Origin of the sequence: Shewanella sp. JNE2 (genome assembly GCF_023159115.1) — a bacterium.
Lineage (GTDB): Bacteria > Pseudomonadota > Gammaproteobacteria > Enterobacterales > Shewanellaceae > Shewanella > Shewanella putrefaciens.
In genome coordinates, this window is sequence record NZ_CP096169.1 from 1,258,383 (window position 1) to 1,278,871 (window position 20,489).

At 44.4% G+C, this 20,489-nt stretch carries 22 protein-coding genes and 1 pseudogene; 12 read left to right on the top strand and 11 right to left on the bottom strand.

All coding sequences use genetic code 11. The features are described 5' to 3' along the window. Positions 1–320 precede the first annotated feature (320 nt). Positions 321–1,106, top strand: a complete 786-nt coding sequence (locus MZ182_RS05715) for an ROK family protein (RefSeq protein WP_248065616.1) — start codon at positions 321–323, stop codon at positions 1,104–1,106. Positions 1,107–1,176: 70 nt separating this feature from the next. On the opposite strand, the gene MZ182_RS05720 is transcribed toward MZ182_RS05715, so the two are convergent. Then, the gene (locus MZ182_RS05720) at positions 1,177–1,647 is read right to left on the bottom strand and encodes an FKBP-type peptidyl-prolyl cis-trans isomerase (protein ID WP_248065617.1); all 471 of its coding nucleotides are present in this window, start codon (positions 1,645–1,647) and stop codon (positions 1,177–1,179) included. A gap of 242 nt (positions 1,648–1,889) precedes the next feature. On the opposite strand from MZ182_RS05720, the gene MZ182_RS05725 reads away from it, so the two are divergent. Further along, the gene (locus MZ182_RS05725) at positions 1,890–3,233 is read left to right on the top strand and encodes a short-chain fatty acid transporter (protein ID WP_248065618.1); all 1,344 of its coding nucleotides are present in this window, start codon (positions 1,890–1,892) and stop codon (positions 3,231–3,233) included. Positions 3,234–3,318: 85 nt separating this feature from the next. Here MZ182_RS05725 and MZ182_RS05730 read toward each other — a convergent pair whose 3' ends face one another. The 4 genes from MZ182_RS05730 to MZ182_RS05745 form a co-directional block, all read right to left on the bottom strand. Beyond that, on the bottom strand, positions 3,319–3,747 hold the full coding sequence (locus MZ182_RS05730; RefSeq protein WP_248065619.1) for a DUF1294 domain-containing protein: 429 nt from the start codon (positions 3,745–3,747) through the stop codon (positions 3,319–3,321). Positions 3,748–3,774: 27 nt separating this feature from the next. Then, entirely contained in the window at positions 3,775–4,971 is a 1,197-nt protein-coding gene (locus MZ182_RS05735) for a DUF418 domain-containing protein (RefSeq protein ID WP_248065620.1), read from the bottom strand. 148 nt (positions 4,972–5,119) lie between these two features. Then, positions 5,120–5,557 (bottom strand): nucleoside deaminase, encoded by a 438-nt coding sequence (locus MZ182_RS05740; RefSeq protein WP_248065621.1) that lies wholly within the window; start codon positions 5,555–5,557, stop codon positions 5,120–5,122. Between the two features lie 156 nt (positions 5,558–5,713). Continuing rightward, positions 5,714–6,205 carry a hotdog fold domain-containing protein gene (locus MZ182_RS05745; RefSeq protein WP_248065622.1) on the bottom strand — a complete coding sequence of 164 codons (492 nt, stop codon included), beginning with the start codon at positions 6,203–6,205 and terminating at the stop codon, positions 5,714–5,716. A 237-nt stretch (positions 6,206–6,442) separates the two neighbouring features. On the opposite strand from MZ182_RS05745, the gene MZ182_RS05750 reads away from it, so the two are divergent. Both MZ182_RS05750 and MZ182_RS05755 read left to right on the top strand, forming a co-directional pair. Beyond that, positions 6,443–7,357 (top strand): DUF368 domain-containing protein, encoded by a 915-nt coding sequence (locus tag MZ182_RS05750; RefSeq protein WP_011790229.1) that lies wholly within the window; start codon positions 6,443–6,445, stop codon positions 7,355–7,357. A 228-nt stretch (positions 7,358–7,585) separates the two neighbouring features. Further along, positions 7,586–9,187 carry a hypothetical protein gene (locus MZ182_RS05755; protein ID WP_248065623.1) on the top strand — a complete coding sequence of 534 codons (1,602 nt, stop codon included), beginning with the start codon at positions 7,586–7,588 and terminating at the stop codon, positions 9,185–9,187. Between the two features lie 53 nt (positions 9,188–9,240). Here MZ182_RS05755 and MZ182_RS05760 read toward each other — a convergent pair whose 3' ends face one another. Together MZ182_RS05760 and MZ182_RS05765 are read right to left on the bottom strand one after the other, a co-directional pair. Then, positions 9,241–9,921: a transcriptional regulator gene (locus MZ182_RS05760; RefSeq protein ID WP_248065703.1), complete on the bottom strand. Its 681-nt coding sequence runs from the start codon at positions 9,919–9,921 to the stop codon at positions 9,241–9,243. A 50-nt stretch (positions 9,922–9,971) separates the two neighbouring features. After that, positions 9,972–11,246: a serine dehydratase subunit alpha family protein gene (locus MZ182_RS05765; RefSeq protein WP_011790226.1), complete on the bottom strand. Its 1,275-nt coding sequence runs from the start codon at positions 11,244–11,246 to the stop codon at positions 9,972–9,974. A gap of 234 nt (positions 11,247–11,480) precedes the next feature. Here MZ182_RS05765 and MZ182_RS05770 point away from each other — a divergent pair, with 234 nt between their 5' ends. The 4 genes from MZ182_RS05770 to MZ182_RS05785 are packed head-to-tail and all read left to right on the top strand — an operon-like array spanning position 11,481 to position 13,296. Beyond that, the gene (locus tag MZ182_RS05770) at positions 11,481–11,789 is read left to right on the top strand and encodes an ArsR/SmtB family transcription factor (protein WP_011790225.1); all 309 of its coding nucleotides are present in this window, start codon (positions 11,481–11,483) and stop codon (positions 11,787–11,789) included. 60 nt (positions 11,790–11,849) lie between these two features. After that, entirely contained in the window at positions 11,850–12,092 is a 243-nt protein-coding gene (locus MZ182_RS05775) for a thioredoxin family protein (protein ID WP_248065624.1), read from the top strand. Positions 12,093–12,110: 18 nt separating this feature from the next. Continuing rightward, complete coding sequence (locus MZ182_RS05780) at positions 12,111–12,599, top strand: nitrophenyl compound nitroreductase subunit ArsF family protein (protein WP_248065625.1); 489 nt, start codon at positions 12,111–12,113, stop codon at positions 12,597–12,599. Then, positions 12,592–13,296: an aromatic aminobenezylarsenical efflux permease ArsG family transporter gene (locus MZ182_RS05785; RefSeq protein ID WP_011790222.1), complete on the top strand. Its 705-nt coding sequence runs from the start codon at positions 12,592–12,594 to the stop codon at positions 13,294–13,296. The genes MZ182_RS05780 and MZ182_RS05785 overlap by 8 nt, the downstream gene beginning before the upstream one ends. A gap of 83 nt (positions 13,297–13,379) precedes the next feature. Here MZ182_RS05785 and arsC read toward each other — a convergent pair whose 3' ends face one another. The 4 genes and pseudogenes from arsC to MZ182_RS05805 all read right to left on the bottom strand — a co-directional run bounded on the left by arsC (position 13,380) and on the right by MZ182_RS05805 (position 18,014). Continuing rightward, positions 13,380–13,835 (bottom strand): glutaredoxin-dependent arsenate reductase, encoded by a 456-nt coding sequence (arsC, locus tag MZ182_RS05790; RefSeq protein ID WP_011790221.1) that lies wholly within the window; start codon positions 13,833–13,835, stop codon positions 13,380–13,382. An 80-nt stretch (positions 13,836–13,915) separates the two neighbouring features. Further along, positions 13,916–15,199, bottom strand: a complete 1,284-nt coding sequence (locus MZ182_RS05795) for an arsenic transporter (RefSeq protein ID WP_248065626.1) — start codon at positions 15,197–15,199, stop codon at positions 13,916–13,918. A 202-nt stretch (positions 15,200–15,401) separates the two neighbouring features. Then, the gene (locus MZ182_RS05800) at positions 15,402–16,829 is read right to left on the bottom strand and encodes a glutathione synthase (RefSeq protein WP_011790215.1); all 1,428 of its coding nucleotides are present in this window, start codon (positions 16,827–16,829) and stop codon (positions 15,402–15,404) included. Positions 16,830–17,005: 176 nt separating this feature from the next. Further along, positions 17,006–18,014 (bottom strand): annotated as a pseudogene (locus MZ182_RS05805) (permease). Positions 18,015–18,252: 238 nt separating this feature from the next. Between MZ182_RS05805 and MZ182_RS05810 the strand changes: the two are divergent. The 4 genes from MZ182_RS05810 to MZ182_RS05825 all read left to right on the top strand — a co-directional run bounded on the left by MZ182_RS05810 (position 18,253) and on the right by MZ182_RS05825 (position 20,484). Continuing rightward, positions 18,253–18,540, top strand: coding sequence for an ArsR/SmtB family transcription factor (locus MZ182_RS05810; RefSeq protein WP_041408438.1), 288 nt, complete (start codon positions 18,253–18,255; stop codon positions 18,538–18,540). 97 nt (positions 18,541–18,637) lie between these two features. Then, positions 18,638–19,054, top strand: coding sequence for an arsenate reductase ArsC (locus MZ182_RS05815; protein WP_011790198.1), 417 nt, complete (start codon positions 18,638–18,640; stop codon positions 19,052–19,054). Next, positions 19,047–19,394: a metalloregulator ArsR/SmtB family transcription factor gene (locus tag MZ182_RS05820; protein ID WP_011790197.1), complete on the top strand. Its 348-nt coding sequence runs from the start codon at positions 19,047–19,049 to the stop codon at positions 19,392–19,394. The genes MZ182_RS05815 and MZ182_RS05820 overlap by 8 nt, the downstream gene beginning before the upstream one ends. 91 nt (positions 19,395–19,485) lie before the next feature. After that, on the top strand, positions 19,486–20,484 hold the full coding sequence (locus MZ182_RS05825; RefSeq protein WP_011918922.1) for a permease: 999 nt from the start codon (positions 19,486–19,488) through the stop codon (positions 20,482–20,484). Positions 20,485–20,489: the final 5 nt, after the last annotated feature.

A 20,489-nucleotide genomic window follows, 5' to 3' on the forward strand; every position in this document is an offset into this window, starting at 1 on the left:
GGCTCGCCTAAATTCTGTGTTGTTATGGATGAGCTAACGAGCGAGGATTATCGCAAGCTGAATGATAAGGATGCAAGGGCACCAGATAAGGGATTTTGTATACAATCGTGAATAAACCATATTAGAGAATTATCAACTACTTCAAGATTGAGTGTGATCTTGGTTGAAAATGCATTCATGGTTGAGATGGAAGTCTAAAGATTGATCCTTATAAATTAGCAAGTTAAGTTTTATTCAATCGCTAGTATTTGCTCATTATGCTAGCATTCGCCATCTCCGCTCGGGGTCAGAGGGGAGCATATGTATCAGTGGAGTTGGCGATGCAAACATTAACAATAGACGTGGGCGGCAGTAAAGCCCTGTTCGAACTTCAGCTCGCGGGGCATACAGAACAATATAAAATCCCCACAGGTGAAGGCTTTAAAATTGAAGAGTTAAATAACCAAATTGCTGCACTTGAACGCGATTACGATTTACAGGATTACCAATTAGCGATAGCTGTACCTGGACTGGTACAACATCATCGTTTGGTTGCTTGTAAATCCTTACCCGGACTTAATGGATTAAGTATCGATACCGTAAAAACCCAAGGAACGCTTAAGATTATCAGCAACGATATTGATGCAGGTATGCAAGCTCTCTGTGATGCAAAATATGCCTGTGAATTGTTGGTTATGTGTGGCTCTGGGATTGGTATGTCTATCGCTTTCAATGGGCAGGTCTTTTCTGGGGCAACGGGCGTTGCGGGTGAGTTAGGACATTGCCGTATCATGTCTGAATCGGGTGAGTTTCGTTTAGAGCAACTTGCTAGCGGTGATTCTGTGCGTAGTCGTAACATCACCTCTCAGGAAGATTTGTATCGTGCTGGCAGTTATCTTGGTATGGGGTTGGCGTGGGCGGTTAATTTGCTAAACCCTAATCGTATATGGTTAGCGGGCGGTATGATGAATAGCACTCCTTACTACAAAGGATGCATCGATAATTTAAAACGAATGGCATTGAGTGCCCCCTTAGCTGAAATGAAAATTCATCGAGTCGATGATATGGAAACCTTAGTCTGTCGAGGATTATCTGTTATTTTAGCGCGGGATGTTTCACCTACTTAACCTTGTAAATAAAAAGCCCAGTGTAAATGCTGGGCTTTAACTATCGTGACTGTCGTGGATATGTCTTGTTTTAATTAATCTTAAGTAATTCCACATCAAATATTAACAATGACCCGCCACTAATTTTGCCTGCGCTGCGGTTCCCGTAGGCGAGATCACTGGGGATAAAGAAACGCACTTTATCACCAACAACCATAAGCTGTACGCCCTCGGTCCACCCTTTTATCACGCGATTAAGTGGAAATGCGATGGGTTCGCTGCGATCAACCGAACTATCAAACACAGTACCGTCGAGCAAAGTACCATGGTAATGCACTGTTACCGTATCGCTGGCTTTAGGATGAATAGTGCCATCGCCCTTGGTCAGTACTTGATATTGCAAACCTGAAGCTGTGGTGATGACGCCTTCTTGAGCCTTGTTTTGTGCTAAAAACTCATTGCCTAAACGGATATTTTCTTGCGCCGCTTTTTGGCCGTTCATTGAGGTAAAAAAGTAAAAAATCACCCCAGCAATGACAACAACAGCAAGTAACATTTTCATATAAAAAACACCTTAAGTTAATTTGGGCCATGTTAGCAGTTTTTTCGGTTGCGAAGCTACTTACAGCAACTAAGTGGATGATTAGCGTTACATTTGGCCATAGCTAAACATCCCATCAAGACTTTATCCCGCTTTAGAGATCGCTTAACCTGTAGACTTAAGACTCTATAAAAATTCAATAAAAACAAATAAGAACTAGGGCGTCTTGACGCTTTCGTTCAGATAATAAACAAGGAAAGTCTATGTTAAACAAAGCGGCAAAACCTTTGGTCAAACTCGTCGACCGATATCTACCCGATCCCTATATTTTCGTGCTTTTACTTACCTTAGTCGTATTAATTGCTGCAGTGGTCGCTGAACATAAAACCCCGCTGGAAGTCATCAATTATTGGGGCGATGGCTTTTGGACCCTGTTAAGTTTTTCGATGCAAATGCTATTAGTGCTGGTGGCAGGATTTATGTTGGCTAGTTCGCCGCCGATTAAAAAATTGCTCGATGCCATTGCTGGACTAGCCAAGTCTGCCCCTCAGGCCATTATCTTAGTGACGTTAGTTTCCCTCGCTGCCAGTTGGATTAACTGGGGTTTTGGGCTAGTGGTGGGGGCGTTATTTGCTAAAGCCCTCGCGAGAAAAGTGAAAGTCGATTATCGGCTGTTGGTTGCCAGCGCCTATTCAGGCTTTGTGGTTTGGCATGGTGGGCTTGCGGGTTCGATCCCATTAACCATAGCGACAGCGGGACATTTCTCCGAATCACAAATTGGCATTATTCCCACCAGTGACACCATTTTCGCGGGCTTTAATTTACTGTTAGTGGCGATTCTGTTTGTGTCCATGCCATTAGTGAATCGCTTTATGCTGCCAGGAGAAAAAGACAGTATTTATATCGACCCAAGCACTCTCAATGAAAAAGATGGTGAGGTTGCGAGTACAACGCTGGAGATACATAACGCCAATTTGAACGACAGCCGTCCTGCGGATAAGTTAGAAAATAGTCGATTACTCGGCTGGAGTGTCGGTGGTGCTGGGCTTGTATATTTAGGTTATTACTTTTGGGGACAGGGGGGCAGCCTAAACCTCAACGTAGTGAACTTCTTATTTCTGTTTCTCGCCATATTGTTACATCAAACACCACGCAGTTTGCTGATCAGTCTTAACGAGGCCATTAAAGGCGGCGCAGGTATTGTTATCCAATTTCCCTTTTATGCGGGCATTATGGCTGTGATGGTGCAATCGGGTTTAGCTCAAAGTATTTCGGAAGGTTTTGTGGCCATCGCGAGCGCCGAGAGCCTGCCATTTTGGAGCTTTATCAGTGCAGGAATTGTGAATATTTTTGTGCCATCGGGAGGTGGCCAATGGGCCGTGCAGGCACCGATTATGTTACCCGCCGCACAGGCTTTAGGCGCCGATGTCGCTCGGGTCGCAATGGCCGTTGCTTGGGGAGATGCGTGGACTAACTTGATTCAACCTTTCTGGGCACTGCCCGTGCTGGCGATTGCAGGCTTAAAAGCGCGGGATATTATGGGCTTTTGTTTAATGCAATTGATGATCACTGGCGTGATTATCAGTATCGCGTTGAGCTGGTTCTAAAGGCCAAAGTGACAGCCAATTTTGTATTTTAGAGAAAGTGTAGGGCAATTTAAAATTGCCCTTTTTTTATTGGGGATGAATGAACTTAGATAAACATATCTACGGCACCCGTTTTTATGCCATAACCCAGCACGGCTAAGTTAGCGACAACGGTGAGCCAAAAGACGTTTCTAAATGAGGCTTTAACGGACTTGTGTCTTAGCAGGTTTTGGGCAAATAGAGCGCCGGGCCAACCGCCCATAAGGGCGAGCAGGTGTAATGTGCTTTCTTTAGTTCGCCATTTATTACGTTTTGCGGCGGATTTATCAATGGCATAGGCAATAAAGGTGAGAAAACTGAGTGTGAGGTACATACCCACTATTCCAACGGGAAGTAAATGCCAAAATGCGGCACCTATCATTAGCGTTAAGAAAATAATCACTAATAACAGTGATATAAGGCTAAACTTTGTATTGGATACGTTGGTCTTTGGGGCTCGGTTGTTTGTTCGCTTAAATGGTCGTTTATTGGTCATTTTATTTAGTCGTTTTATATCATTAGTCTATTTTTGTTGCTGTAAGTACTTTTTAAACGCGAGGTGGCGCCAAAGTTTCTCCAACGGTCCTTGCTTGAAATAGCGTAAATAAAGGCTGGCTAATAGCAGCTGTACCACGGAATAGACTATTGCCATTAGCATATAGCCCCATCTGTCCAAACTTAAAAGCAATTCGGGGGCAAGATGTCTAAATACTAACACGCCAACGATGGATTGCAGAATATAGAGACTAAAAGCGAGTTTGCCGACATTTTGTAGTGACGTCAGTCTGTTAGGATTGTTCTTGCAAATTATAACCATTATATGAATGTAAATCAGTGCCATAGGGATAGCACTTAGCATGATTAGTACATCTGAAAACGCCACGAGAATGGTATTTTTTGTTAAACCTAAGACGGTATCGAGCAGTGATAGCGTTACGCTTGCTAGCACTAATTTCACCAGTACCGATTTGCTAAAACCGCGCTCAAAAGTTCCTTGCTGATATAACGCCATGCCGAGCAACATCAAGCCCGCAGTAAACCACATTAAGGTAAAAGGGATCACGAGCGCCATATAGCCGACTTGCATCAAATGCAGGAACAGTTGGTCTGCATAGCTTGAGGTCCATGCACTGTATTGCAGTGCAAATAAACTCGATTCTCGAGTGAAAGGTTCATCGCTGCCTGCAAGGCTAACCAGCGTAATAATAACTAAGGCACCAAAAATAAAAATATTCGCTTTGCGTTTAAGTTCGCCAATACTTAAGTCTTTGTAATAAAGTGCTAAAAAACCACTGATCCCATAAGTGAATAAAATGTCACCTGGCCAAATAATAATGCCATGAATTAGGCCAAATACCATCAGCCAGCCTAAACGTGAGCGAAGTAGGGGATAAGCGTTTAAGCCTTTGGCGCTAAATCGCTGATACTGAATAAAAAGTCCGACACCAAACAAGATAGAGAACAAACTGATAAAGCGACCTTCGATAAAAAAATGATTAAAAACTTTGATCATGTGATCTGACAGCGGCGGCATTTCATGGGGCGCATAGCCATAAAAACTAATCCCCATAAAGTAGATATTCATAAAAAATATCCCCAAGACGGCTAAGCCACGAATGGCATCAAGGTTGGCGTTACGCGGTGAGGATGTCGCCACTGTGCTAAGAGGCTGTGTGGAGTTTGATCTTGACCAAGTGTCGTTAGGTAAGTTTGCTTGCACGTTAGCTGAGTTCCTTTCGCTAGTAGATATGTTCGGCTTGTCATTCTGATTAAGGAAGGCTAGCTGACACTAACCCTCAATGAAATATAGATAGTGTAGAAAGTGCAATTAGGTGACATATAAAGTGGCAGAGAAAACTGTAGACTAATTATTCGCCGATATCTTCGTTCCAGAGTTTGGGATTATTGGCGATAAAGTCCTGCATTAGTTGCTTACATTCAGGGTTGTCGACCACAGTCACATCAACGCCGCGCGACTGGACATAGGCTTCAGGACCTTGGAAGGTGATATTTTCACCCACCACTACCTTGGGGATACCGTAGAGTAAAATGGCACCGCTACACATATCGCAGGGAGAGAGGGTTGAATATAAGGTGCCTTTTTGATAATCGGCGGCGCTTAGGCGGCCGGCGTTTTCAAGGCAGTCCATCTCCGCATGTAACACGGCGCTGCCTTGCTGAACGCGCTTATTGTGGCCACGAGCGACAATTTTACCGTCAATCACTAATACCGAGCCAATGGGAATACCGCCTTCGGCTAATCCTTGTTTGGCTTCATCAATGGCGGCCTGTAAAAATTCATCCATCTTGCACCCCAATTTAGGTTGTTTGGCTTAGCATAGCAGCCTGCAAACATTGAGCAAGACAACTTAAGTTACTATCTTGCTTAAAGATTAACCTTTGCTTGCTTAAAGATTAATCTTTGCTTGCTTAAAGGTTAACCTTGGCTCGCTGGCGTTAACTTATTTTTGCGGCTTTTCTGAAATCCACAATTTGATATGTCCCTTCACGACCACGACTCCTTGGGTGTCGTAGGCGGTCACGGGCACCAGCATATCGCCAGGCGTCCATTGCTCTGGCGTCACTTCGGCAACACATAAAATGTCGCTGCCCGCTTTGGCGGTGTAATCCACACTCATGCCCTTAGGGATCCAACGTAAATGGGCGGGTATCGAGGCTTCGGCCATCACGCCCATCGCCATTTCGAGGCCATTACAAATCGCAATCACATGCACAGTTTTTATATGGTTATGAACGGCATGACGTTTTTTTATCAAGCAAGAACAGTAGTTAAGGCGCAATTCAGTGATCAGTGGTTTGATGGTGCCAAAATAAGGTGCCATGCGTGACACCATCATAGAGAAGATTTTTTGGCCAAAGGGTAAACCTTGGGTCTTGTGGTAAAGCGCAAGAACCTTATTGGGTTGGATGCGGGTTTCTTCGTAGGTACTCATGTTTATCCTTCATCGGAGTGCAAACTAGGGAAGATAATCTTAGGCCAGTGACGATGTTAGGTCTTAATGGCGTGGTTATCTTTTTCTGGTCGGATGAGTGTAACATTGAGGTAACAATCATTGCCAGTCGGCTGAATTAAGCAAACTTCATTTCGCGGTTTTTAGGCTAACACCGTATAATCGCGGCAAATTTGTCATTAAAGACAAACCATATTGATTTAATTACAAGGACTCACAGTGAAATATTTACTGACCTATTTTAAGGGAATGGCCATGGGGGCCGCCGATGTGGTGCCTGGGGTTTCGGGCGGCACCATCGCCTTTATTACCGGTATTCTCGATACCTTGCTTGAAAGCGTTAAGCGCATCAATCCATCCCTTTGGGGCGTGATTAAGTCGCAGGGGCTAAAAGGCGCCTTTATACATATCAATGGTGGGTTTTTAGTGAGTTTATTGGCGGGCATCCTGACCAGTATTTTTACCTTCGCTAAGCTGATTTCATGGTTATTGGTGGCGCATCCGATCCCCATTTGGTCATTCTTCTTTGGCTTAATCCTTATCTCTGTTGTGCATATGCTTAAGCAGGTCAGTGGCTTTACGCTGGCGCGTGTAGGTTTATTTGTGCTTGGCGTGTTGGCAGCGTGGGCGATTACCGTGCTCAATCCTGTGTCAGTGGAAGCCAGTTACCTTAATATCTTCTTTGGTGGTGCGATTGCGATTTGCGCCATGGTGTTACCAGGGATCTCTGGCAGTTTTATCTTATTATTGCTCGGCTTATATCCTGTTGTGTTAGCAGCGGCGAAAAATATTCAACTGGATATTCTGGCGTGTTTTGCTGTGGGTGCTGTGATGGGATTACTGACATTTAGCCATTTATTGTCGGCGCTACTGCGTAAATACCATGATGCCACTATCGTGTTTTTAACCGGATTAATGCTTGGCACTTTAGGCAAAATTTGGCCTTGGAAACAAACGTTAACTTGGCGTACCAACTCCCATGGCGAACAAGTGCCTTTGCTGGAGCAAAATATTTCGCCGCTTAATTTTGAGCAGGTAACTGGTCAGCCTTCACAATTGATGTTAGCCATTGGGTGTATGTTAGCGGCTATCGCCTTGGTCTGGGGCTTAGAAAAGGTCGGTAAACGGGATTAACTCTTTGTTTGTCGCAACCTAATATTCAACAAAAGCAGCGAGATACGCTGCTTTTGTTTTTTGTGCATATGCCCATCTTACTTGAATCAGGTCAGATCTCGACTTTAGAGCGATGTTATTTTAGGCCTGTTTTAGTTACAATCCGCAGTTCATAGTTAGCGTACTCAGTCGACGTTATGCTCCAGTTTAAACTCAGTGAGAGTTTGCAGTTACGATAAGGATATAGTTGTGGAAAAAAAACAGGTCTCGTGGGTTGGTGTGGCGTTGGCAATTTTTGCCTTAGGTCATGTGGTTAACTTAATCATCGATAAGCAAGATTCTGAGATATCGCCCGAATTAAAGCAGCAAATTTCCGACACGATCTTGGCTCACAGACCACCATCCTCTGCGAATAACTTCTTCACTGCTACTCCGGATAATCTTCAGGTGGCTGACGATTCGACCAAAATCCGGATGCCCGCCAAGTTAGCCCAAGTGAGTCAAATCTACAGTAATCTCAGTGCATTTGCGGCGCTCAAACAAGATGGCACTGTGGTGGCATGGGGCGATGCAGACTGTGGTGGCGATATCAATAACGCCCAAGAGCCTCTGGTTAATGTAAAACGGTTGTATGCGGCTGAGGATACCTGCGGCTTTGCAGCATTAACCCATGACGACAAACTTATCCCTTGGGGAATGGGGGATGAATTTATGCCTTGGACTCGAGGGGTGAGACCTGTACTGAATGATGTGCGCGATTTTGTTATGGCTAAGGGGCTATATGCAGCCATTAAGCAAGATGGAAGTGTCGTAAGTTGGTCTTTTGAAGATGCAGCTACTGCCGAGCTAAGCTCTGGTAAACACGCCGCGCCAGCGATGACGAATGTCGTGTCTGTATCTGTTAACTATCGTGCTTTTGCCGCCTTAAAACGGGATGGGACAGTAGTGACATGGGGGCAGGCTGATTATGGTGGCGATAGTCGCCAAGTGGCCTCAGAGCTTAACAATGTGAAACTACTCTATGCTAACAATAATGCTTTTACCGCGATGACAGCGACGGGCAGGTTGGTCTCATGGGGTAGGGTAAGAGCGGATCAAAAAGGCCGTGAGCAAGTGGCAAAGCTTAGCCAATTAATGCCAGCCGTAAAAGTGGTTAATACTGATAATGGCTTTGCGGCGCTGTTGGCGGATGGCAGTGTTTATACATGGGGGGAGGGGGATTTAACAGAATATCATGTTCCATTTCCTGCTCGCTTATCTCACCCAAATCGCGCCAATAAAGTGATTGATATTTTTGCAAATCATGACGCGTTTGCCGCCTTAACCATCAGTCGACAACTTATCGTTTGGGGTAATAAATTCCATGGTGCTGATACGTCAGTTCTTAAGGATAAGTTGCAAAGCGTGCATCAGGTTTATCCCTTTGATAAGGGATTTGTCGCGCTACGTGGGGATAATACGGCTATCGCTTGGGAAGGATGGGAATTGGTAGAAAAGCAGCCACGTTATCAAGAGGTCACTCAGGTGAGCAAAGTGGTGACCTACGAACGGGAATTTGCCTTTTTAAAGCAGGATGGCACTGTGGTTGATGGTCACTCTGGGCCCAAAACTGACATTACTCAAGCAACGGATATTTTTCCCACGGGTTTAGGATTTACGGTTAAACACCAAGATGGCTCGATTGCAGTATGGATGGGGGACGATTCTGCGGTGACGCTAGATAAGCAAGCCGTTGATTTGAGCCAAATGCGCGATATTCGCAGTAATTTGCTTGATGCCATTGCTTTAATGGCCGATGGCACAGTTCAGGCATGGAATATGATGGGCTTTAGCGAGCAAGCTACCCAATAACAAGCACAATAAAACTAAAGGGCTAAGGTTATTTACACTTTAGCCCTTTCTATTTAGACGAGGCTTTTCTCACTTTCCGCTTGATTGGCTTTGATTTCCCGCAGATAGCGATAAATCGAATGCACCGAAATACCCAATCGAGTGGCCGCGACTTGGGCGCTGTCCTTAAGCTCGAAAATCCCTAATTCATGGAGTTGATTGACAATTTCGCGACTTTTTTGTGAAGTTGATACGGTAGGGTTGGAACGTACTTCATGGTTAATACTATCGATAGTGCTATGGAGTGCTTCATCAATATTACGGGCAAATACCTCGGGTGAACTGGTGAGTTCATGGTTAAACAAGTGTTCTGGCATCATAGTGCGTAGTACCGATTGCAGCGGGGCATCCATATCGGTATTGATGCATAAAAGCCCTATTGGCTGATTTTTACTGTTACGGATAACCGTGGTGATGGATCTGAGCGTCTTACTATTGGCACATTTTGTTAGGTAAGCATCGGAAATATCCTGACCCGCTTTAAGTTTAAGCAAAGCAAGATTGGTAATGGGGGCACCTACTTCACGTCCAGTAATATGGCCGTTGGCAATTTTGACTACAGACGGGTGTTTTGCATCCAAACTGTGCAGCACCACTTCAGTATGTTGGCCATACATGGCGGCAATGCCATCAACGATATTCTCGATGGATTTGAGTATGTCCCAATCATTTGGGGTTAAATCTATCAGCTTCACCATTTCAACCTTTTATCATTAATTTATTTAAAATCATTAGGTTAAAATTATTACGTTGACATTATATCAATAATGGTGACATCAGTGGATGACATACCATTAAGGATCATTTTACCAATGTTTTTTATGGTTTTTTCCACATCGGTTGCGATGATGCCTTGGCCTGAAACATTTTGACTATTTAATGCCATTAAAAATGACCGCACCGCAGCACTGGATGATGTACTGACTTTCATGGCACAGGAGGCTTTTGCACCATCACAGACCATGCCCGAGCTATCACTAATGACGTTTTGAATCGCAAAACAGGATTGCTCGAAGGAGCCGCCAGCAATATATACCATGGCCATAGAGGCCGCTGCACTGGTTACAGTGTTACCACAGAATGCAGAAAGTGGTGGGTAGTGGGACTTGATATAAATCGCTCCTAGGTGACTCATTATTAAGGCGCGGGCGAGCTTTTCCTCGGTGACGTTATAGCATTGCGCAGTTAATACCACAGGAATCGTCGCCGCAATTCCCTGATTACCACTGCCTAAATTGCTCATAGCGGGGAGATTGGCGCCGCCCATACGCGCATCGGATGCAGCAGCAGTTAACATCACAATTTTATTGAGTAAATCTTCGCCTATTATTCCTGCCGCAATACCACTTTTCATGGTGCGGCCCACCTCGAGTCCATAGGGCTTTGCCATGCCTTCATCGGATAACTTGCCATTTAATTCGGAAGCTTTAAGGATGAACTTGATCTGATCGAAGGGGACTTCTTGAGCGAACTGATAAATTGATTTAATACTGATATCGATGCCATCACAGATAGAGCCTGTGGCGGCACTCTGGGCGTTATCCGCGGTAAAAACGGGCTCACCATTAAGGCGTTTTTCGGCAATTAAGGTGTGACCGCCACAAATTTTAACTAAGGCTTCTTGCTCACCCGCTTTTAAGGTGACGCAGCAATAGATAAATTCTTCTGTTTCAGTTCGTTCAACTTTTACCTTACCAGCATCAATAAGATCTTGTGCTTGTGCGACTTGTTCTGGGGTAATAGCGGCAAGCACTTCTAAACCTGCCTCTGCATTACCGGCAATAGCACCTGCGGCAGCGGCGATAGCAAGGCCGATTTTACCTGTGCCAGGAACATATACGCCCATAGAGTTTTTATATAAATTATCAGAGACTTGTACTGAGATAGCTTCAGGAACTATGCCTAATAAAGTGCGAGCAACAGCAGATGCATAGGCGGCAGCAATGGGCTCTGTACAGCCTAATGCTGGCTTTACAACTTGGTTGAGGATTTGAATATACTGCTGCCATAGGGGGTTCATGCGCTTATAACCTTATTTGAATCTTTGAATGCCATATGCGGCATAATATGCAACATTATTTGCATTTTATCTTTTTTTGCAATTATTTTTTAATTAATCCTTCGTCTGAGGACAAGGCTAACCTATGTTGGGCATATTGATAGTTTGGGATGGCGGGCTTGGATTTTTCATTCGGTCAAGGATAGACTCGGTTGATGGTTTATTGGTGGAGTTTCTTACACTAAGTTGGGAAATATGAAAGAGAGAATCAAAGTAAAAGCGAATATTTTCAAGGCGCTGGGTCATCCGACCCGCTTGTGGATTGTTGAGCAACTCGCGGAGGGTGAAAAGTGTGTTTGTGAGTTTGTAGAGGTAATAGATGTTGATTTTTCGACTATTTCTAAGCATCTGTCAGTACTCCGTAATGCAGGAATTGTCGATATGGATAAACGCGGAAAGCAGATTTTTTATCGTTTAACTCTCCCTTGCCTACTTAATTCGTTAAGTTGCATTGATACGCTATTGGATCACCAAATTCAGAAGCAGATCGCATTAATAGACTAATTTCGCACCTATCATTTGGTCAAATGGCAAAATGACAAATCAATATTCTAAGGAGCGATAATGAATATCAAAATTCTAGGTACGGGCTGTGCTAAGTGTCAAAAGTTGGCAGAAGCAACAACAGCAGCGGCAGATGCACTTAATCTTGATTATCAGTTAACTAAAGTCACTGATATTGAAAAAATTATGGATTATAACGTGATGTCTACACCCGCATTAGTGGTTGATGAGCAAGTCAAACTCACGGGCCGCCTCGCCAGTGTTGATGAGATTATGACGTTACTTAAAGCCCATGCAGGGTAATAGCATTTAGGAGTCGGCATGAATACTAAAAAAATCGTCAGAACCCTGCTGCTCAGTATTGTTTGTTTAGGATTTGCGTTGGTGGGATATCAGCAATTTGGCGCTTCAGTATTTAATGCGTCAGAGAGTATTGATGTCACTACCACTGTGTCTCCTAAGTTGAAAGATGGACTAAATGTTTATTATTTTTATGGTAATCAACGCTGTACAACCTGCGTGCGGATGGAAAAGTTTACTCAAAAAACCTTGATGGAGAATTTTTTTAAAGAAGTGCGCGATGGTGAGATGCAACTCAATCTGGTCAACGTCGACTTAGCTGAGAACCAACATTATATCGAGGATTATGAACTGATTTTTAGATCGGTTGTCATTTCAACCTCAAAGAATGGTGTTGAAACTGAGTGGCGTCGTTTAGATAAAATTTGGGAGTTGGCTAATAACGAGGTGGCTTTCCAACAATATTTGACCGAAGAGATTGAGGCTATATTGGGTCAAACCCATGGATGAGTGGGCAGTTATGCTGCTGTCTGCCTTTTGGTTTGGCATTCTAACCTCTATCAGTCCGTGCCCATTAGCGACCAATGTGGCGGCGATTTCCTATATCAGTAAAGGGATACAATCGCCCTATAGGGTCGTGGGTACAGGGCTTGCCTACACGATTGGGCGCATGCTCAGTTACTTGGTGCTCGGCGTCATATTAGTTGGTAGTTTGCTCTCGACCGTCACCTTATCCGTCACACTTCAGAAATATATGAACCTATTATTAGGCCCTATTTTGATATTGGTAGGGATGTTTTTGCTGGAGTTACTGACATTACGCTTACCCGGTGATGGCGCCTTAATCGAAAAATTAAAGGCCAAAATCAACCCGCAGGGATATTTAGGGGCTTTGCTACTGGGCGTGTTATTTGCGTTGTCATTTTGTCCCACGTCGGCGGCACTCTTTTTCGGATCGTTACTGCCGCTCGCACTAGAAGCGCAATCGAGTATTGTACTGCCAGCGATTTATGGCTTAGCCACTGGGCTACCAGTTTTAGTCTTTGCGATCCTATTAGGTGTTAGCGCCCATCGCGTCGCGAAAGCCTATAACCATATATTGGCGTTCGAGCATTGGGCCAGAAAAATCACTGGTGTGGTGTTTATCTTGATTGGCACTTATTACGCGTGGGTGAATATTTTCAGTCCATTTATTGGCGGAAATTAAGGGCGATAACAGTATTGCGTCTTTGTATATTAGGCCTCGAGGTATGGGATGACTCGAGGCCTGAGTTTGTCTTGGATATCTAACTATTTTTTAACTCTCTGCCCATTAGCATCAATCACCACTTCACCGTCTTCCTTGGTAAAAGCGCCCAGTTGGGGCTTGGGTAAAATATCCAATACCTGTTCTGATGGACGGCACAGGCGCGTGCCTAATGGTGTAACGACGATGGGGCGATTAATTAGGATCGGGTACTCGAGCATAAAATCGATTAATTCACTGTCGCTAAACTTATCTTCACTTAAACCTAAGGCTGTATAAGGCTCGACATTTTGCCTAAGTAAACTGCGCACCGAAATGCCCATATCGGCAATCAGTTGTAGCAATGTTTGACGGTTCGGCGGGGTCTCAAGGTAGAGGATTATGATCGGCTCAATCCCAGTGTTGCGGATAAGACCTAAGGTGTTGCGTGATGTGCCACAGGCGGGATTGTGATAAATCTTAATGCTGTTGTGTTTTTCAAGATGGTTGTCAGTAGCCATAAACAAGTCTCTGATAAATAATCGCTTATAAATTGATCCATAGGCACTAAATGGATGATTTGAGTGCCTATAGGCATAGATTAGAGGGAGAGGCGCAGCGCCAGTGCCGCTAGGGTGACAAATAGCACAGGTAGCGTCATCACAATGCCGACGCGGAAATAATAACCCCAGGTAATATTAATATTTTTCTGCGCCAGTACATGCAGCCATAGCAGGGTTGCTAAACTGCCGATGGGGGTGATTTTAGGGCCTAAATCGCTACCAATCACGTTAGCGTAAATCATGGCTTCTTTAATCACACCAGTTGCATTGCTACCGTCTATCGAGAGGGCGCCAATTAACACCGTTGGCATGTTGTTCATGAGGGACGATAAAAACGCGACCAAGAAGCCCGTGCCCATAGTGGCAGCCCAAAGCCCTTGTTCTGCCAAGCTATTTAATACGCTTGATAGGTAATCGGTTAAGCCTGCGTTGCGAAGACCATAAACAACCAAATACATGCCTAATGAAAAGATCACTATCTGCCATGGCGCGCCGCGAAGTACCTTAGTGGTATCTATGGCATGGCCTTTTTTCGCGACAACAAACAGGATCAGGGCACCCACGGCAGCGACTAAACTCACGGGCACACCGAGCGGTTCTAAGCCAAAAAAGCCCACCAAGAGTAAGACTAATACGCCCCAACCTGTTTTAAAGGTGTTGAGGTCGCGAATGGCAGCCTTAGGTTCGCGTAGTTTTTGCAAGTCGTAGGTCGCGGGAATATCTTTGCGAAAAAACAGATGCAGCATGACTAAGGTGGCACTAATAGCTGCAATATCGACGGGTACCATCACAGAGGCGTATTCGTTAAAACCTATGTTGAAGAAGTCCGCCGAAACAATATTGACTAGGTTAGAGACAATTAACGGCAAACTTGCGGTATCGGCAATAAAACCCGCCGCCATCACAAAGGCTAAGGTTGCTCCGGCGCTAAAGCCCAGAGCCAGTAACATCGCAATTACTATGGGGGTGAGGATCAGCGCCGCGCCATCATTGGCGAACAATGCGGCAACCGTCGCGCCGAGTAACACTATGTAAGTAAAGAGTAAACGGCCACGACCTTTGCCCCAACGGGCCACATGCAGCGCGGCCCATTCGAAAAATCCCGACTCATCTAATAATAAACTGATGATGATCACGGCAATAAAGGTGGCGGTCGCATTCCAGACAATATTCCATACCACAGGAATATCCCCTAAGTGCACCACACCCAGTAGTAGGGCCAATACGGCGCCAAAGGTGGCACTCCAACCTATGCCTAATCCTTTAGGCTGCCAAATTACTAACACGATGGTGAGAACAAAAATTGCCCCTGCTAACCACATACAAACTCCTTAAAGGGCAGCAACTGTCTACCCATAACCATAAAATAATGCCCATAAGGATACATTGGTGCTGTTATACCCGTGGGCTTGAATGAATTATCTATATATGAATATTCGTATATATTATCTTGGGAAAATTCAGAGTCAAACAACAACTAGAAGTTTGTCGACCAAATAGAGAATAAACGTGACTGACAGTGCCTTAATCACTAAACATCAAAGAATCTAATACCCCTTGGCCACTGTGGACACCACCTTCAGTCACCATGGCAGATTTACTGCGAATTAAATAGCCCGAATAGCTGGGGCTATGATCGGATCTATTCTCCATCGCGGGCTCGCCATCAATGTGGACGGTGAACATGCCGATTTCAGGGATCATGTCATCTATGGCTTGTATCTCCCCGTTACGCACTACCAAGGTTTGGGTTGTTCTGGGTCTTGGTTTTAAACGGCGCATCAGCGACCATGCTTGATATTGCGTAGGCTGAAGCTCGGTTAATTTACGTGAAATATCAGTACCAAACAGGCAATGACCACCCCCTTCTCCTTGATTTTTTAGCACCCAGGTATCGATTGGGGAATCGGCAACTAACTTGATGCTTTCTGCGGTGACAGGGCGCATCTCACCGAGAAGAGATTTGACGATTTGGGCTTCTTGCAATGTTAAGCCAAACTGAGTCAACGACATGTCATCCATCGATGAGAGCAACATTTGCATTCGTTTACTGGTCGCCAGTTGTTGGCCTATGGTGGCATTTAGGGCAACGCGATGTTGTTCTATCAATACACGGATCCCCATCAAGGCGTGGCAATCTTTGTTGCCGTCGATATCAGAGAATTCATAATCTGCATATTGATAGCCTGCTCGCAGATAAACTGTATCAATGGTGCCAATGCCTTCGAGTATCAGTCTATGTTGTTCTCCTGTGGTAACTTGTTCTTGTAGTTCACTAAAAGTTCTGCGAATAGTTTGTATCCCTCGTTGTTGCAACGCAAGCTCGAGTAAATGTTGGTCAAATACATTGTCTTCATTTTCTTGCACTATCATCAAAAATCTTGCTGGCCCCGCGTCCTGAAATTCCTGTTTTATTTTAAAGGTTGCTTTAGCTATGCCTGCGGATAATTGCTCAATAGCATGATTATCAACCAGCTCTCCCATAGGCAGTTGATGCCATTGCTGCAAGTAATGGTGCAATTGGTGGACTCTTTGACCAAAGGGACCCATGCCTGCGGCTATACCATTAAATTCTACTAGTTTTGGTCCTAAGTCCTTATCGTCCATAAAGTCGCTACGCATAATCAGCAACGGCATTCTCTGTACTGAGGACTGAGTATCATGGAGTTGTTGATGCATATTGAGCAAGGCGGCAAAAAAAGGCTCACTTACTGTGATAGGTTGAATTGCATCAATTAAAAAAGCATGTTCTTCAGATAGATAGTGAATAAGTTTGCCGAGCAGATGCACCGAGTTTTTTAAGTATTGATAATGGGTTCGGCTGATTAAACTCGGTGTTAAAGTAAAGGGGGCATGGCGGGCAGAATAGGGGGATTGTTTAAACGCCATACCATGGGTTAGCGCCCATTCTATAGCGTCATCTTTGGCTTTTAGACTAGTTTGTGAGTTCATTATGCATCTCTTAAGCGAGCCGAGTTTCTTGCGAATAACAGTAAGTTGTTTGTTAGACGGCTTAGATTTAGTTGCTTTAGTTTTAAATTATGTAATTTAGGGGATAGACGCCTCTGGGCCGCTACTCTACTGGCATACAATAAGTCACACTTCGAGCTAGATCATGATTTTGTTTGTTAGCTAAATACATAGCTATAAAGAAACCCAGAGCCGATGGCCATGCCTAAAATGACTGCGAGGAAAGCGGCAATCATCTGATTTTTAAAAATCGCTTTCAGTAGGATCACTTCGGTCAGGCTGGCCCCCGCACTGCCGATAATTAATGCCATCACAGAGCCCATCGCCATGCCTTTTTGGATTAACGCCGCACTGAGAGGGATAACCGCTTCCGCTCGAATATAGAGTGGGATCCCAATTAACGCAGCAGCAGGAATTGCATACCATTTTGCTTCACCTGCATAGTGAACAATAAAATCTGTAGGGATAAAGCCATAGATTAATGAACCGAGTAAAACACCCACAAAAAGATAGGGCAGTACTTTTTTGAAATCATTCCAAGTTGATTGCCAGAGCCGTAACCAACGACTTTTTGATTGTGGTAGTGAATTTATCGGGGTATTGCAGCATGAGGAGGTGACGGGGGCTGGTTTTGTGTAGCAGCAAGAAGAGATAACGGGCGCAGGGCCAGTGTTACAGCAGGGTACGAGCACATCGATTTGTACATAGGCTTCCTCACGAACATACTTTTCAAATCCTAGTTTTTCAAGTGCAAAACCAGCTATTACAGACACACCCATTGCGATGACAAAATAAAATAATGCCACTTTAAATCCAAAGGTGACGACAAATAACCCGATAATAATCGGATTGAGTAATGGGCTAGCAAATAGAAATACCATCATAGGGCCGAATAGGGCCGAAACCTGCACGTGCCCTAAGTAGACCTTTTAAGAACGGAATAGTGGAGCAAGAACAAAATGGGGTAATAGACCCAAGTAGCGCAGCCACCACATAACCTTTGCCATTGCGCGAGCTTAGTAGCGCTTGTATTTTGTGAGGGGTGATAAAGGCTTGTAGAATGCCTACTAGATAGCTTATGGCTAGAAATAGTAGCGTAAGTTCAACGGCAAGAAAAACGAACATGTTTGCCGTTTCTTTCAGCATGGCTAGGGTTTCAGGATTCATTTTTACCTCTCTGGTATTTATATTTCGAATATTCCAGAATAATAGTGTCCAAGTGAGATGTTTTCAATACTTAATTTCTGGAATTATGGAAATATTTGGGTATGCAGTGTTGATGTGTAAATACAACTCCTAGCCCTAGATTGTTTGCATGCTATTTATGTTGATGTCGCGTGGGTATAGATATTTCTGGTATTATCGAATTACTTAATAAGATGAGGCCAATATGAATATAGCCGATATGAATGTAGAGAATGCAGCTAAGGTATTAAAAGAGTTGGGTCATCCGACACGCCTCGCCCTGTTCCGGTTATTGGTCAAGGGTGGCTATACTGGTGTTGCTGTCGGTCAACTACAGGAAGCATTACAGATCCCGGGCTCGACACTCTCACACCATATTAGCGCCCTGATGTCGGCGGGAATTATCTCCCAGCGGCGTGAAGGAAGGGTGTTGTACTGCGTGCCTGATTATGAGTTATTGCAAGGGTTAGTGCATTTTTTACAGGATCAATGTTGTAGTGGCCAGTGAAGCATTGTATTAAATACTCATACATCCTTTTATATGGATATTTACATATATGATAAATCATATATAGTGTTGATATCTTTTATCAGGACCCATTCCCATGAAAAAACGTGTACTTTTTCTCTGTGTTGGTAATTCTGCTCGTTCGCAACTCGCTGAGGTATTACTAAGGCATCAAGCTCATGGGCAGTTTGAGGTGTTCAGTGCGGGTACGCAGCCTGAACCTATAGACGAGCGAACGCTTTATATTTTGCAAAAAAATAATTTGCAAACAAATGGATTACGTTCAAAATCCGTCAGTGAGTTTAGTGGCCAATCCTTTGATTTTGTGATCAGCCTCTGTGAGAAATCGACTCAAGAGTGTCAGAGTTTTCCCTTAGCGGATAAACTCATTGCATGGGATTATCCCGATCCTAGGATCGAATCGGGCACTCGTGGGTTTGAACACACCTTTAGAGAGTTGAACGAAAGGATTAAAATGTTTGTACTAGTACAGTCGAAGGACACCAATGATTAATCCGACCCAGTTTTTTAAATGTTTAGCCGATGAAACCCGCTTACGTTGTTTAATGCTAATTCAACAAGAGGGGGAGTTATGTGTTTGCGAGCTAACAGAAGCGTTGCAAGAGATCCAACCTAAGATTTCACGACACCTAGCGCAATTACGTAAATGTGGTTTATTAATAGACCGTCGTCAGGGGCAATGGATTTTCTATAGTATTAGCAATGACTTACCCGAGTGGAGTAAGTTGGTGTTGAGCGAAGTCACCAGTCAAAACACTGTCTTCCTTGAAGAAAATATGCGTAACCTGTGTAAGATGGGCGGGCGTCCAGAGCGGGCTAAAGCTTGCTGCTAGCAGACTAGCAGCAAAAAATTTAACCTCAAATATACGTTTTTTCATATGTTTGTGTGTCTAAAGTTTTGCTTAATATTAAGGTGGCGCAATAATGCTGCAAATATTTTCAGATTTAGCGAGTTGGTTAACCTTTGGGGTGATGGGCCTCGATCCCAATACTAAGCTGGCCGACGCCATCCATTTTTTTATTGAAGATACCACTAAGATTTTTGCACTGCTGTTACTGATGATTTACGCCATTGCTTTAGTGCGGGCGTCACTCAATGTTGAGCGCGTTCGGGATTACTTAGCGGGTAAAAATCGTTTTGTCGGTTATTTTATGGGATCGGGCTTTGGTGCCGTTACCCCATTCTGCTCATGTTCGAGCATTCCAGTTTTTTTAGGTTTCACCTCCGCGGGGATCCCCGTCGGGATCACTATGGCGTTTTTGATCACGTCGCCGTTAATTAATGAAGTGGCCATTCTGTTGCTTGTGAGTCTGCTGGGCTGGAAGTTTACTGTGATATACGTGCTGGTTGGTATGTCAGTGGGTATGCTGGCGGGCGCTTTTTTAGACACGATTCGCGCCGAGCGTTGGCTACAGTCCTTTGCCGCCAAAGCGTTCGAAAAAGGTAAGGCGCAAGCGAACCACGATAATGGCGAGGGTATGACATCAACATCCATGACGTTAATCGAGCGACATGAGTTTGCGAAAGGCGAGACCCTAGAGATTTTTGGTCGAGTGTGGAAATGGGTCATTATTGGGGTCGGGCTTGGCGCCGCCCTCCACGGATTCGTTCCCGATGGTTGGATTGAAGCCCACCTAGGCGATGGCCAATGGTGGTCGGTTCCTGCGGCCGTATTGATTGGCATTCCCCTGTATTCCAATGCCACAGGGGTTATCCCTATCATGGAGAGCCTTATCATTAATGGCTTACCCGTAGGAACAACATTGGCATTTTGTATGTCTACGGTTGCCGCCAGTTTTCCCGAGTTCATTTTGCTCAAGCAGGTGATGCAATGGCGTTTACTGGCCATCGTTTTTGCTATTTTATTGATTTCATTCACCTTAATAGGTTGGATATTTAACGGGATCAGCCCCATTTTGTGAGAATT